The sequence below is a fragment of the Alcanivorax limicola genome (assembly GCF_019931215.1).
GTDB lineage: Bacteria > Pseudomonadota > Gammaproteobacteria > Pseudomonadales > Alcanivoracaceae > Isoalcanivorax > Isoalcanivorax limicola.
The window spans coordinates 1,221,913-1,235,783 of the sequence record NZ_JAIOUB010000001.1; the positions used below are offsets into that span (position 1 = coordinate 1,221,913).

At 54.5% G+C, this 13,871-nt stretch carries 10 protein-coding genes; 7 read left to right on the forward strand and 3 right to left on the reverse strand.

Features of this window, described 5'->3' with window-relative positions; genetic code table 11:
* Nucleotides 1-677: 677 nt before the first annotated feature.
* Nucleotides 678-1,337: a transposase gene (locus K8B33_RS05415; RefSeq protein ID WP_223424169.1), complete on the forward strand. Its 660-nt coding sequence runs from the start codon at nucleotides 678-680 to the stop codon at nucleotides 1,335-1,337.
* A 19-nt stretch (nucleotides 1,338-1,356) separates the two neighbouring features.
* Here K8B33_RS05415 and K8B33_RS05420 read toward each other — a convergent pair whose 3' ends face one another.
* Entirely contained in the window at nucleotides 1,357-2,241 is an 885-nt protein-coding gene (locus K8B33_RS05420; RefSeq protein ID WP_223424171.1) for a type II secretion system protein N, read from the reverse strand.
* A gap of 223 nt (nucleotides 2,242-2,464) precedes the next feature.
* On the opposite strand from K8B33_RS05420, the gene K8B33_RS05425 reads away from it, so the two are divergent.
* From K8B33_RS05425 to K8B33_RS05435, 3 genes are all read left to right on the forward strand, one after another.
* Nucleotides 2,465-3,175, forward strand: a complete 711-nt coding sequence (locus K8B33_RS05425) for an FKBP-type peptidyl-prolyl cis-trans isomerase N-terminal domain-containing protein (protein WP_223424173.1) — start codon at nucleotides 2,465-2,467, stop codon at nucleotides 3,173-3,175.
* Between the two features lie 27 nt (nucleotides 3,176-3,202).
* Nucleotides 3,203-3,952, forward strand: a complete 750-nt coding sequence (locus K8B33_RS05430; protein WP_223424175.1) for a DsbC family protein — start codon at nucleotides 3,203-3,205, stop codon at nucleotides 3,950-3,952.
* Between the two features lie 314 nt (nucleotides 3,953-4,266).
* On the forward strand, nucleotides 4,267-4,962 hold the full coding sequence (locus K8B33_RS05435) for a hypothetical protein (RefSeq protein WP_223424177.1): 696 nt from the start codon (nucleotides 4,267-4,269) through the stop codon (nucleotides 4,960-4,962).
* Between the two features lie 1,446 nt (nucleotides 4,963-6,408).
* On the opposite strand, the gene K8B33_RS05440 is transcribed toward K8B33_RS05435, so the two are convergent.
* Together K8B33_RS05440 and K8B33_RS05445 are read right to left on the reverse strand one after the other, a co-directional pair.
* Nucleotides 6,409-10,038, reverse strand: a complete 3,630-nt coding sequence (locus K8B33_RS05440; RefSeq protein WP_223424179.1) for an Ig-like domain-containing protein — start codon at nucleotides 10,036-10,038, stop codon at nucleotides 6,409-6,411.
* A gap of 22 nt (nucleotides 10,039-10,060) precedes the next feature.
* Nucleotides 10,061-11,368 carry an OmpP1/FadL family transporter gene (locus K8B33_RS05445; RefSeq protein ID WP_223424181.1) on the reverse strand — a complete coding sequence of 436 codons (1,308 nt, stop codon included), beginning with the start codon at nucleotides 11,366-11,368 and terminating at the stop codon, nucleotides 10,061-10,063.
* A gap of 479 nt (nucleotides 11,369-11,847) precedes the next feature.
* Here K8B33_RS05445 and K8B33_RS05450 point away from each other — a divergent pair, with 479 nt between their 5' ends.
* The 3 genes from K8B33_RS05450 (at nucleotide 11,848) to K8B33_RS05460 (ending at nucleotide 13,852) form a co-directional block, all read left to right on the forward strand.
* On the forward strand, nucleotides 11,848-12,762 hold the full coding sequence (locus K8B33_RS05450; RefSeq protein ID WP_223424183.1) for a LysR family transcriptional regulator: 915 nt from the start codon (nucleotides 11,848-11,850) through the stop codon (nucleotides 12,760-12,762).
* Between the two features lie 19 nt (nucleotides 12,763-12,781).
* Nucleotides 12,782-13,099, forward strand: coding sequence for a DUF3301 domain-containing protein (locus K8B33_RS05455; RefSeq protein WP_223424186.1), 318 nt, complete (start codon nucleotides 12,782-12,784; stop codon nucleotides 13,097-13,099).
* Nucleotides 13,100-13,240: 141 nt separating this feature from the next.
* Nucleotides 13,241-13,852 (forward strand): hypothetical protein, encoded by a 612-nt coding sequence (locus K8B33_RS05460; protein WP_223424188.1) that lies wholly within the window; start codon nucleotides 13,241-13,243, stop codon nucleotides 13,850-13,852.
* Nucleotides 13,853-13,871 lie beyond the last annotated feature (19 nt).

The following is a 13,871-nucleotide window of genomic DNA, read 5'->3' on the forward strand; positions in this document are numbered from 1 at the left end:
CAGAACCGTTGGCCCGCATCCGGGCCTGTCGGCCCACCACACTCTTCGAGTGCAGCATCCAATGCAGTGCTTGTAGGGAGTGATTCCAGAGAAACCTGCGAAGGTGCCTGGCCATGACCTCCTCCTTGAAGTGCATTGGCGGTCAGGGGCTACGGCATTCGCTAACTGATGCCTGTGGCTGTATTGATCCTGGGGAAGTACGGGCGCCGTGCCGGCCTAGGGATGCCGACGCGTCAATCCTTGACCGGCGCCCGTGGGGAGTATGCTCGCAAGAAGTGCTCCAGCGGCGATATGGCGAATATCCTATTTTTCTGTAAGAGAACGCGTACAGGATTTTTATTATTGTGCACTGAAAGTAATGGCATTATGCCAGCATAATATTTAGTAAATATAACCTTTCCTTTACTTTAACCTCAGAAAAAATAGTTTCACTAAAATCGCCCATCTCCTGGACATACTCGCCCGACTACTAATTATCGTAAAAATAAGATTTCCTTTTATTGCTCTGGTCTTTGGCGCACTACGGCGTACTGTAGAGCATCAGATAACAGAGAAAGATCCAGTGCACGAAGCGCATTTCGAACGAGCTTATCCAGCCTGGTGTTTCGAATAATACAAAGACATAAAAAACAGTATTCCTTATGTGTTTTATCTGGACAACCCGTGTGGGGGAAAGCATGTCTGAAAGAGATAGATTGCTCGTCTCTGGCGTTCCTCATCATATCGTCAGGAAGACGGCAAACAAGATGCAGCTTCTGCGCCGCCGCGCAGACTATATCCGCTGCATTGGTCATTTATACACGCTGCGGGAAAATAACCCCGTCAACATACACGCCTGGGCGCTGCTGCCGGACAGGATACATCTGCTCGTCACGCCAACCGCTGAGGCCGACGCGCTCTCGCAATTTGTGAAGGCGCTGTCTTGCCGCGTAACACGTGGCGTCCGGCTGTGTGAGGGCGAATCACCCTGGGAGCGCCGGTTCAGATCAAGCCCGGTTCAGCCCGGGCAATGGTTTCTCACCACCATGCACTACATCGAACGCCTGCCAGCGCTGGCAGGGCTAGCTCGTGCACCGCATCAGTATCCCTACAGCAGCTACCGCATGCGGGTCGGGAAATCCGACACTGACTGGCTCGATGATCATCCGGATTATGCTGCACTGGGCCAGGAGAGAAAGGAGCGCATTGCAAACTACCGGCAGTACCTCGCAAGCGGGCTCAACGTGGATGAGATCCGCCATATCGAAAGCGCCCTGGCCAGCGGCGGCCTGACCGGATCAAAGTCATTTGAAGCGCTCATCGACGAGAAATTGAGAGAGAGGAAAACAGGAACCTAGCTCATGCCGGGCGCCTCCATCAGCGGCGAGGCAAGCTGACACCTTTTACGTCCTCAGGATAATAAATAGTGAATTCCGCACCGTCCTGCTTCCGGACCAGCACGCTCGCTCGATGCGTGTCCTTAAAAGAGAGCCACACAAGGTAATTGCTGCTGTATTCTCCGACAGGATAGCCATTGACCGCCAGAATAACGTCACCCGGCTCAACGCCGAACTCTTCCCTCCAGACCTCTGGAAGGCCATCGCCGAAGAGATAGCCTTCCGGAGAGTCGTCGCTTATCGGTCGTAGATCGAGCGTACTAAGCATATGCCCCACCTGCCAAGCCATCCTTGGTCCATCATTCCTTCTCTCTTCCACATCATTCTTTCCGGTGCTTACCGATTGTGTTTGCTCTCCCGGCGCCATTAAGGCTATGCGAAGTGTTACACGCCTTTCGCCCTCCCCGATCAGAACCTTGCCCGGATATATAGCTAAGAGCGCACCACCGCCGGGCAACGCCTCGCCAACCCGATATCGGTTCGCACCATGCCCCTCCGTCAGGATGACAGCAGACGCCAAGCTGCTATAAGCGTGGAAAACGGCCAGCAGCTTGCGCGTATCATCTTCCAACTCTTCGACAAGCTGCGGCGTCTCAGAAGCCTTCGTTGCAGATGAGGACGCATATCGTACCTCCGGCCCCGGGAGTACACCAAAGTCAGCGGGCACTTCCGGTATCAATGCATGAGACTGCCGCTCATCACTCGCATTATTCGTGCCATCTCCATCTTCCATGTATAAGAAAATAATACACAAAAAAAATAAAACCAGTAGAAACATACATATATATTTAATCATCGTACTGGCCATACTCACGCCCTCAGAAATAGCCCACCAATTAAACGAAAAAATCACTAATGATGGCATTTTGCCTTCATCCCCTTAATTTTACAGATGATAAAAAATGTATATGATCCAACATGATTTCAAGAAACTTTATCGCAATATACCTAACCAACAGAGAGCAGAGCCAGAACATGATGACAGCAACAAAAAATGATATCAAAGTGATATCACGCGATTAGAGTTCTCTTTTCTGGCAGCTCATTAGACCCGAAAACAATACTGGATAGAAAAACTAGGAGAAGACATGAAATATTTTATCCTGGGAGCCCTGCCTTTCGTTCTTCTGGCGGGATGCAGCCATAACCCCGCAGAAACCACCGAGCTTGAAACCAACCAGCAAAAAGCCTCTTATGCCGTCGGCATGTTTCTCGGACAACAGGTCGGAGGTCACTTGACGGAGAATCACCTCGATACAAGCCTGTTCCTACAGGCATTGCGTGACGAACTGGAAGGCAATGAGATGCTACTGGATCACGAGGCTGCCAGAGCGGCCTCCCAGGCCTACCAGACAGAAATCACCCAACGACAAGAAGAGGAGAAAGAACTTGAGATCACCCGTAACGCAGCCGCCGGCCAGGCTTTTCTGGAACAAAACAAGCAACGTCCAGATATCGAAGTCTTGCCAAGTGGCCTGCAGTACGAACGCCTGACTAGCTCAGCCAACGGCGCCACCCCTGGGGCGCGCGACGCCGTACGCGTCCATTTTTTTGGCACCCTGCATGATGGCACCGTTATCGAGAGCAGCCTGGCCCAGGGAGACGGCATGCTCGTGCGCATGGGCATGGCCCTTCCCGGTTGGCAGGAGGCCCTCACGCGGATGAAAGAGGGTGAGAAATGGCGTGTCTTTCTGCCACCCGAACTGGCATTCGGCGAGCATGGCCGAGGCGACGAAGTCCTACCGCAGTCAACCATGATCTACGAACTCGAACTGATTGAAGTCATCGACAACAGCTGATAACCACCATTATTAGGGGGCGCACCCATGAAACCATATCGTTGTATCATCAATATACTACTCATCGCACTTGTACTGCCCAGCCTGGCCACCGCCGATCTTCGTGACCGGGTGGTAAAAGCACTCTCAATCACCAACCCCGGCCTAAGCGTGGATAGCGTCACCGACAGCCAGGTCCACGGCGTAAAAGAAATAAGGCTCAGTAACGGTGAGTACCTCTACGCGTCGCCGGGCGGCGAGCATATCTTCTCTGGGAGGCTACTTGCTTTCTCGGATGATTCGCTAGTCGATCTCACTGAAGAAAGGGTGAAGCAGGAAAGAGCCCGGATGTTTCAGGAGCTCGACCCCGGCACCCTGATTACTTTCCCTGCCACCGGGGAGGAAAAACATGAAATCTTTGTTTTCACAGATGTTAGCTGTGGGTTTTGCAAGCGATTCCACGCCAATATGGATGAACTCAATGAGCGGGGTATCACCGTGAACTACTTGGCATTGCCGCGCTCTGGGATCACCACCCCTGTCGCCGACACCATGGCCAGAGTCTGGTGCGCCGAGAACCCACAGGCCGCCATCACTGAAGTCAAGGCCGGCAACGCCCTTACGCAGCAGATAATGCCTTGTCGAGCACCCATCGCCGATCAATACAGCATGGCGCAATCTCTGGGCGTACGGGGCACTCCCTCGGTATATAGCCAGGATGGCAGAAGCCTAGGCGGCCACATGACCCCCGATGAGGTTATTGCAAGTATCGCCAGCACGGCTGGCATCAAGAACTGAAGCCCCTGGCCTGCATGGTCACGTTGACATGCAGGCTGATCTATATCTGAAGAACATACGCTTCCATAGCGCTACACCTTACAGAAAACGCATAGTCCGCACTGAAATTCTATCTCTCCGTCTGCATTCGAAGCATATTTTAATAGTGGCACTTTGCCATATTAATGCTTAAGAAATTCGTTAAGACACTGAATGAAAAGGGAATGAAATAAACAACAAAACAAAACCCTTTTGAACAGCGGAACAAAGACAAAATTCTTGCTACGTTAATTCTGCAACACCCAATCATATAAACAATTACGGAGATTGTAATCATGAAGATTAAACTCGCAATTTCAACGCTTTTGGGCATCGCGGCATGGTCGCTTTCCAGCATGGCAATGGCTTGGGATACGGGCCCGTGCCCATCTCCCGGCGGCCCGGCGCCTTGTATCGAAGCGGTAGTAGGTGGCAACACTTATCACTTCAACGGTAGCGGTGCGTATGCAGATGTATGGAAGGGCCTGCCCACCACCGGTGCTGACTTCCAGTTCAGCGGTCCGACAGAGCTGGGCTGCGGCTCCCTGGATCTAGACTGTACTTTGACCCTAGGCGGGAAAGTGAAGAAGTGTCAAGATTCCAGTGGCGCCTGGCGCATCGGCGTGCAGGTGAACTCATCCAACGTATCTGGCGGTTTCCCGTGTGGCACTGTCGTTCTCGGCAACTTCGAGTGGCTCGCCAAGGATCCCACCATTACCTCTCACTGCCCCTTCACGGACACCTGCGACAACTTTATTCCTTATGACCCCAATGCGTCTGACTACACTGCGAATTTCGGAGAAATTGATATCACAGTTCTCTTTATTCCACGTGTCAGAGACGGGCACGTACATGGTGTTGTATTCACTCCGGGCGCCGGCGCCAACTTCGCTTTCAACTCGCAATTCTATGACTGCGACGAGAACGATCTTGGCTGCAGCGTAGAGGGCGTTCTTACCCTTACCAACGCTACCTCGCTCGATATCCACTGATAATAAAGGGTATCTCTGCGTCCAGCGCTACCATGTTCCATTCAGTCAAGCGCTGGACGCCTTCCCTTTCCTGCCCCGTTATGCGGGGCTTTTTATTGGATGCCTTTATTTCCTATTTCATATTAAAGAAATCCTCAAATCTTTTACCAAAGGAGAGATTACGATGAGGACAGGATTCGTTGCATCTACATTCCTAGGCGCCACTGTCTGGTCGCTATCCTTAATAGCATCGGGTTGGGATGCTGGTCCGTGCAGTGCCAGCGGCGGTTCCACCGCACCTTGCATTGAAACAGAGGTAAGTGGCAACACATATCACGTCAATGGCACTGGTGGAGGGGCTGACACCTGGTACGGGCTGCCAACTACCGGCGAGGACTTCGAATTCGCCGGCCCATGGGAATGGAGCTGCAGTGGCCTAGACCTAGACTGCACGCTAACATTGCGCGGCAAAGTCAAAAAGTGTCAAGATGCGAATGACGAATGGCGAATAGGCATACAGATAAATTCATCTTCCGTCACTGGCGGCTTCCCTTGTGCCACCATCGAAATGGGCGGCTTCCCATGGTATGCAAAGGATCCCTCCATCTCCACTCATTGCCCATTCATAGACGATTGCGATAGCTTCATACCGTACAGTCACAGCTCATCCTCGCTGGCCTTTAATATTGGAAATATAGATATGACTGTGTTTTTCATCCCGAGGATCACTGATGGTCACATGCATGATATGATCTTCACATCCGGCGTAGGAGCAAACCTAAGTTTTGACTCCAACGTCTTCGACTGCATGGAGAACAACCAAGGCTGCCACTTCACCGGCGTCTCAACCCTTACCAATGCCACTTCATTATCTATTTACTGATTTTCAGCTCCCGGCACGATCCAATATTTAACCAGGATACATGCCGGGCATTTCTTGACTTACCCGCTACCATACCAGCCGGAGAACATGTCCGCACAGGACTGTTCGGAAAGTTGAGGCAATGAGAGAGGCGGCACACTCAGCCAACCAAGGTAGACCACTTCCAGCTCTGCTGTGTGGCGAAGTCGTTCTCACCAAAAGTGCATTTTTTGGCCCTTCATTCCGCCATAGCAACCACTACGGCCTCTGCTGACCTCCTCCTCCTCTACTCCATGCATCCTCCTTCGGATACAAAACAAGAACGCCTCAAGCAAAACACACACCTCCGCCGCACAATCGCCGTATACATACGGCTTCACCATGGACATATAAAGGTCATGCCTTCCATCCGATTCTTCTTCATCCACTCGCGGCTTATTCTCCACACTTCCGCCAATGACTGGCAATCCTAATTCGGTTGCGCTTCACTTTGTTAGTCACAGCAAGCTTACAGGGGGCTCCCTGGCTCTGGAGCACTCAGCCCCATAAAAAAAGGGCTCACAAAGAGCCCTTCTAAAAATAACATTTATTTTATCATGAACAATCTACTTTATCGGCTCAGATATCATATTTATGCGGCTTCCATACTCCGGAATAAATAGATCAATATACCCTGATTTCTCCCCAGCGCCCGCCCCCGTAGATGTCCATAATTCAGCATCAAGGTTTATCAAGTTGATATTGTACTGCTCGACTTCCATCCTGCCGTCATCAAAAAAGTTTACTTCGCCTTCCAGACTCATCTGGATAGGATATGATATCAGATTAATAGGATTATTGATGGGTGCCCACTCAGATGCATATGGCGCATCCATGTAAAGCTCCATGTCAGAGCGCATTACTGCACGTTGATCCTGCTCAGATATCCATCCAGTGATCGCCTCATTCCCATGGTCGCCCGAGTAACGCATACGCAAGATCTGCGCACCTGAGAGAGTGCCAGCCATGTAATCGAAAGCACCGAGAAAATCGGTTCGGATAAAGAGATCAAGTGAAGTACCCATCACAACAGACGGCCACAGCTTGACTTTAACGCCCTGCGCAGTCACTTCGTCGGTAACTTCTGCAATCACGGCCGACATAAGATAGCTGAACTTGTTCTCGGGGCACTCGAAGGGCTCGCGAATCTCACTGCTGAATCCCACAGCAGGGTCGAATTCGACGTCAGAATCATGGCTGCACCCTACGTTCGCCCCGCTCAGGTCAAATCCTGTCCCTTGGGAATCGAAGCGAGATAGTACTTTTACGCTGTTCTTCGCGGGTGCCCGACCGTCCGGGTCATATGCAGGGTAAAGGCCTGTGCTTCCAGCTTCTAGTGGGCCCTCAGGACCATATTCCTCGACAGGATAGTCGAATTCTCCTGATGATATAATATCCCAAGATTCTGAACCCAGCCCAAACATAGCGCCGACATCCCTGATTGCAAGCATCGCATCCAGATCTCCAGCACCGATATTGGAACGCTCACTGATGAAGTTTCTGTTGGTATCTGCAACCGGCTGTGTTCGCAGAACCTGCAAGACATGATCGCTCGGCGTTGTGCCTCGGAAGAAGTGCGTCATATCCGGTCCACCTGAAGTGGCAGAAGGACCTTGGACACCCCATCTGTAATGCCTGATGGCGCTCGCGCTCGGGCTACTCAATTTCCTCATTGTATTAATGCCTAATGGCATAGTACGCACAGGCAACCCTTCGGTATCGCATACCGCATCCACCCCACACTGAAATGTACGGTGGTCTGCCAGAATTGATGTTACACATGGTTCAATTTCCGTTGCATCATTCGCCACCAAGCGATGCGTGGGGTTGCTCCCTGACGATCGACAAATCGCCCAACCGGAGGACTTCAGTGTGTACCGGTACAGCTCGCCTTCCTGCCAAGGATCCGTTGGGCGGAAGTATAGTGTCATATCTGAGATTTCTACCGTTCCGGCCACGTTGCCTAGCGGCTGCTCGTTTTCATCGATACGCTCCACCACGAGTGTTTCCCCCAAAACTATAGTAGACGTATCAATTTCCTTACCGAAGGCGATAATAATCGGTCGGTTGGCGGGCATATCCATCACCGGCACCCGGTCATCTGCGGCACGATTGTCTCTCTCCAAGCCGTCGGTGATTTCCGGTGCGCCGCCGGCACACATTCCCGCCACGCCCCCGGCCAAATCACGGTAGGTCTGCCCAATATCTGTCGTTCCATCAAACAGCCCGGTATACCCGCCCGCTTCAATAAATTCCTCTTGCAGGGCGCATGGGAAGCCTGGATAGGCGGCCAGAATAACCGGAGAATGGGGAGTCTCCCGGCGATCGCGCCAGAGCACTGATGTCGTAAAATCTGGCGCCAACTCAGGACTGGTCAAATCATAGTCCGGCACAATAGTCGCCAGTTCAAACTCCTCAACCAACGGCAAATCAACCGCCATATCCCCCGCCAGGTTGGTAGCGCCATCCACTTCCACACGGTAGATGTTGGGTGCATCGGCCGGGCTCAGCTGGAAGCCGGGGCGAGTAATGGTGGTGCCTTCATTGCTTTCCTCGCGTACCGCCGCCGGCTTGACCACCAGTGCTGCACCATCGGCAAAGTACTCGATGTCCATCGGAGCGTTGTTGTGGAACAGGCGCACATTGCCCGCTACGCTCTCGGGGTCCAGGGCCTGATCGAAGTTGAAGATCAGCGGGTCGCCCGGCTTGGCCTGCAGGGCCTTGTTTTCGCCGGTCAGGGCGTTGGTGCCCAGGGTCCAGCTTTGCAGTACCGGTGACGTGCTGTGGCCAATGACCACCGGCGGGTTATCCTGATCTTCAAACGCTTTCATATAGAAGCTGAGCAGGCCTTTGGCACGCTCGCTGCCGAGCACATTGGGCTCTACCACGCCTACGGCGTTGATCACCATTTGGCCCTCTTCCACGATGGCCGTACCTACCAGTTCGATATGCAGCATATTTTGCGTAATGGCGCCGTTGGCGCTGGGTGTAGCCGTGGATACGGAAACATCCATGAACAGACGAACCTGGCGCGGTACGTCATCCAGATTGCTGTAGGGGCTTGGCAACAGATAGCCGACGGCGTCCGACAGAAACTCGATGCGTACGTCGCCTGAATCAAAGCCTGCCGGGACTTCGCCACCGATACGCACATCAATGGAGGCACCTTCAATCAGCGAACCGCGCTTGACGCGGAAGGGGGTTTCATCGGGGAAGTGAGGCGCAAAGGCCAGCTCCGCCGCCAGCGTGCCGCTGGCCTGGGTTGCGGTGTCCTCACCCAGCAGCACGGAGGCCATCGGCACCAGATTGATCGGCATGCCCGTCAGGGGCGATGTCTCGCCGGTATCGGCTACATCCTGCACCATGGAGACACGTTCGCCCGTGCCCGGCGCACCGGTATTCTGTGGCGTGATCGGGAAGCTGACCGCCAGCGTGCCGCCCGGGTTGCCGAAGCCGCCGCCTGGCAGGGTGTCACCATAGATACTGGCCAGGCCAGTGGTGATATTCAGTGCATAGTCTGCACCGGGCGTCAGTTCCGATTTCGGGTCGATGGTCATATAACGGCCGCTGACCAGCAGGTGCGCATCTACCAGGCCGTTCGGGCCCATCAGCTGCACGGTGGACTCGGCGCTATTGCCATACTTCACGGTACCGCGGTCCAGCGGCTGGCTGAACTGCAGGCGGAAGCTGGAGAAGTCCATGATCTGGTACTGCTCGCCATCCGGGATCATCCGGGTGATCTCAAAGGTTTCCCCGCCCACCTGGCTGCGCGGCCCCTCAAACAGTGCCCGGGTGCTGAAAGCGATGGTTCTGGCGGGAGCAATGCCTTTCTCCAGCTCGATGGCCGGAATCTGCACGACGTAATCGGTCATCGGCTTGAGATTGCTGTCCGGTGTGATGATCATGCCGCGCTTGTTATCCACCCATTCCAGGTCAAGGCCCGTCACGGGGTCACCGCCGACTTCCTGCAGCGTGATCACAGGCGCTGTTTCCATCACAGGGCTTGAAAAACGCAGCACCACCGGTGATGGCACCGGCACTTCGGTTTGTCCTTCATCCGGGAAGGCGTATATCAGGCTCTGGTTCTGAGCCTCCCATTGTTCGCGTTGCTCCTGCTGCGCTTTCGCGGCATCGTCGGTATCACCGGCGCAGCCTGCGAGTGCCGCAAGGCACGCTATCGTTATCAGTCGTTTCATTGTCATTCTCCGATACCTGCCATCAGAATTTCAGTGTCATTGAGCCGCCAAACACCTGTACATCGCCCTTGGTTTCAGCAGTGCCGTGCACGCCAGGCGGTGTGTTGGGGTGGCTCGATTCAAGCTGGAAGGTACGTTTTTCAATGTGGTGATACTGGTAACCGAAGTCCAGGCGAACCGGATACGCCATGAACGGCAGCGGCGGTATCTCTGCAGCCAGGCCCAGGCCAACTACCCAACGGTCTGCATCCAGATAGTTCACATCAGGATTGCGCGTGCTGAGCAGCGGGCTCTCCTCATAGGCCACACCGCTGGTAAAGGTCAGGTGGTCATTCAGGGCGACATCAACGCCCACTCGCGGGATCACGGTGTCCTGGAGGCGCAGATTGCCAGCCCCGTTGATGGTGTCATTACGCAAGGAATGCTGCAGGTGCGACCATGCCTGATATTCTGCCGTGACACCCAGGCGGGTGCGCCCGAAGTCGTACAGGAAGCCGAGGGCGGTGGTTTCAGGGTGGTAGCCATCGATGGTGGAAATATTCAGGTTAAGGCCCGGTGCAGGGATGGTGCCGGGTACCGTAACGTTCGAATCAACCTTGGTACGCGCATCTGCAGAGGATCTGTAAGCCAGAGACATTTCCAGCTTGTCAGCCCAGCAATCGGCCCGGCCGCAGAAGGTCTCACCCCAGTTGACGTTCAGGCCGAAGATCGAGCGCAGCACCGGCTTGGCGGATACGGTCAGGCTTTCGTGGCTGGTGTCGCCAGCCAGTGTTGAACGCGTATCAAGTGTTGCATCAGCATGCAACATCAGACGGAAAGAAACACCGAAATCAATACCGCGCCAGATATTCGTGCCCACACCTATTGTAAAGAACAGGGGCTGGCGGCCGTAGCGGAGATACTGACCATCCTCGGATGTCTCGGACGAAAAGGCCATCAGCTCCTGGGTGTATTTCTCGGCACCCAGCATCACCGCCAGAAACATGGGGTGATCGATGGTGCTCATCGAGCTGAGATCCGTTTTCAGGCCCAACTGTAACTGTTGCGACGGGGTATTCATGATGGTGTTGCCGTTGGACTTCAGGTCGTGCTCGGCGTGGAAGACTGCACCCGTGAGCTCGCTACGGGAATCGTTGGTCAATGCGGCGGGGTTGTAGAACACCGCGGACGCCTGACTACCGAACAGTGACAACGCCTGGGCCGATGCAATGTCGCTGGGCAGAATGCCGTAGGCAGATGCCGAGTTGCTCATGGCCGCTGAGGCTCCGGCGCTCAGGGAAAGTAGCGCACCGGCACCCAACAGGGCACCGCCAAATCGTGATATCCCCATGTCGTGAATCTCCTGTAGATTTCTTATTCGCGAAGAAAATTTGTGCGACAACGCTGTAGCGCAGATGTCACAGCCAATACCTGCCAAGCCACGCACATGTTTTTTTCGGTAAGCCTGCGAGGTCCATCACAGACTAGTAACTCGGCAAGCAAACTAAAACGCAAAAAAAGGAAAACCTGCATTGATCATATTTGGGGTTACGGGGACCACTTATCGGATGGAGTATATTGGAATATATCGACACCTTTTGAATATGTGCTATAAGAAATGCACGAGCGACTACAGCATCATATACCCATCGGAGATATGGGATTATTTAATAAAAGTTGAAAGTTATAGTTAAAAGACGGCACCAAAAAGTGATGTCAAAGTGCCATCATTGTTTTTATGAAGCCTGAATTTTCAGGCGTCTACGGGGACCCTTAACCGACCGGAAAGGCAGCTTTTACAGGCTGCCGCCAGAAAAAAGGGAATTTCTCATGAACCGCATTACTGATCTGGATGTGTTTGTCGCTATCGTCAAGGAAGGCACCATCGCCGGCGCTGCGCGACGTATCAATATGGCCCCTGCCTCTGTCAAAAAACGCATGGACCGCCTGGAGGCTGACATCGGCACGCAGCTGTTACATCGCAGCCCGCGCTCCAATCGCATGACAGAGGTGGGTTACCGTTTGTATCAACGCCTCGCCGGTATTTTCGATGAACTGGATGATGCGGTAACAACGGTGCATCGCTACGGCCAGATGGCGATCGGCACGCTGCGGCTGGTGATCAGCACCAGCCTCAAGCGGCGGGTGTTCGAAAGTGTGGTCGCCGAGTTTGGTGACATGTACCCGAAAGTAACAATCGAAATGCAGTTTGATGACCGGCATGTGGATTTCGTGCGCGACGGGTGTGATGTGGCGGTGGTGCTGGGCCGGCCCTCGGATTCCAACCTGGTGGCCAAGAAGTTGTTTGATAACCCCTGCTACCTTTGCGCCACGCCCGAGTATCTGGCGGCAGCCGGGCCAATCACTGATGCGTCGCAGCTGCGGCATCATCAATGCCTGGTGCTGGATTGCGAAGGGGCGTTCAAGGAAACCTGGCCGCTGCGCACGGCAAACCGCACTCGCACTACACACGTCAAGGGCAATATGTTTACCAACAGTATTGATGTGCTGTACAGCTGGGTCATGCAGGGCATGGGTATCGCGGTGCTGAATAATGAGCAGACCAAAGCCGATATCCGCGCCGGGCGGCTGGTGCAGCTGCTGCCGGAGTACACGCTGCCAAACCTGGACTATTACATGGTGTATGGCAGCCGCAAATCGTTGCCGGCGCGCACGCGGCAGTTTGTGCGGTTTGCCGAGAGCCGGTTGCTGCCGGGCGGGCGCGAGCCGCAGCCGCCAGCCTGAGTATGCGGTATGCTATGGCATGACTCTTTTTCAACTTCTGTTACTGGCGATGGCGTTTGCCACCGGCGCGCTGATCTGGCGGGGCCAAGGGGTACGTGAGCGCGCACTTATCGCCACGCGGCAACGCTGCGAGCGTGAAGGGCTGGTGCTGCTGGACCAGTCGGTCGCACTGCATCGTGCGCGTCCGGCGCGGGACGACAACGGGCGCTTGTGCATGCGCCGGGTTTATCAGTTCGAATTCACGGTAACCGGGGGCGAGCGCTATCGCGGCGACACCACCATGCTGGGTCTGCGGCTGGCGAAGATCATGTTGCCGCCCCACCGGTTTGAAACATGAGCCGATTTGAAACATGAACCGTTTTGAGACCTGAGCCCCGTGACAAGGCCCCGTGCAGTGCCGTAATCTAGCCACAGCTTGCGACGCAGGATGCGATCGCAACGTAAAACGTCACTACGACATACGCACAAGGAGGTCACCATGAAGAGGCTGGTCCTACCCGCCAGTGTTTCAACCCGCGCTGCAGCCATCGATGCCGATCAGCTGTGTTCCCGGCTCGGCATTACCGCCACCCCGTCCGTCCCCTACACCATGGTTTATCCCGGCAATCGCCGCATCAATTACCACTACCCGTTTGTCATCCTGCACATGCCACGCAGTGCGCTGGAACCCATTACCGAAGCGATCTGCAGCGTTGTGACGCCCTGTATCAATGCCCTGCTGAGTGTCACCGGCTCAGTGCTCAGCGGCCGCGACGGCGGCGGTGCCGGCCAAGGCGCCAACAGCAAGGAAGGCTCGGTCATGGGTACGGTGCTGTATCAGGCCGCCAAATGGTCTTTGCCCATATTCAGCGAGCCGCACCCGCTGGAGGATGACGGGCTCGACATTCTGCTTTCCAGGCATTATTTCGGCACCCGCGAGATCGGCATGGATGTCACGGTGGCGCCCTACCCCGGTGTACCTGTACCGGTGTGGCGCATCTTCGTGGAGGCGATGATGAAGCAGGCTGGCAACACGGATAGCGATCACCCGCTGGCCGCCGAGCCGATGGTTCAGGAACCTGACACGCTGTATACGTTTTTACGGCGCTGACATAGCCGGGCGGGCGCTG